At 64.1% G+C, this 602-nt stretch carries 1 protein-coding gene; it reads right to left on the bottom strand.

Translation table 11 applies throughout. The features are described 5' to 3' along the window. On the bottom strand, positions 1-602 hold a 602-nt coding region (locus tag JKL46_RS35075; RefSeq protein WP_201843072.1), incomplete at both ends, for an NAD(P)/FAD-dependent oxidoreductase.

Raw genomic sequence — 602 nt, 5'->3', positions numbered from 1 at the left:
ATCGGATGCGTCTTGAAGCGCTGGAACTCGTCGAAGGGCGACAGGGTCGGGTTCTTGTAGTTGAGATGCACCACGAATCCGACCGAGACGAGGTTGTCGTCGAAATGGTAGAGCCAGGAGCCGCCGCCCGAGTTGTTCGGCAGCGGCCAGCCCATGGAATGGCGCACGAGGCCGGGCTGGAAGTGCTCCGGCTTGACCTGCCACAGCTCCTTGATGCCGATGCCGTATTTCTGGTGGTCACGGCCTTCGTTCAGGCCGAAGCGCTCGACCATCTGCTTGGTGAGCGAGCCGCGGGCCCCCTCGCCGAAGATGGTGTACTTGGCGCGCAGCTCCATGCCGCGGGTGAAGTTGGCGTTGGGCTCGCCGTCGCGGCTGATGCCCATGTCGCCGGTGGCGATGCCCACCACCTTGCCGTCCTCGACCAGCACTTCGGACGCCGGGAAGCCGGGATAGATCTCGACGCCGAGTTCCTCCGCCTTGCGGCCGAGATAGCGGGCGACGTTGCCGAGCGAGCCGACGAAATTGCCGTGGTTGTTCATGAGCTTGGGCATGAACAGGTTGGGCAGCTTCACGCCCCCGGCATGGCCCAGATACATGAACTC

Origin of the sequence: Microvirga zambiensis WSM3693, from assembly GCF_016735695.1 — a bacterium.
Classification (GTDB): domain Bacteria; phylum Pseudomonadota; class Alphaproteobacteria; order Rhizobiales; family Beijerinckiaceae; genus Microvirga; species Microvirga zambiensis.
Note: the sequence above shows the minus strand (reverse complement) of the source record. Positions and strands in the feature narration are given on the sequence as shown.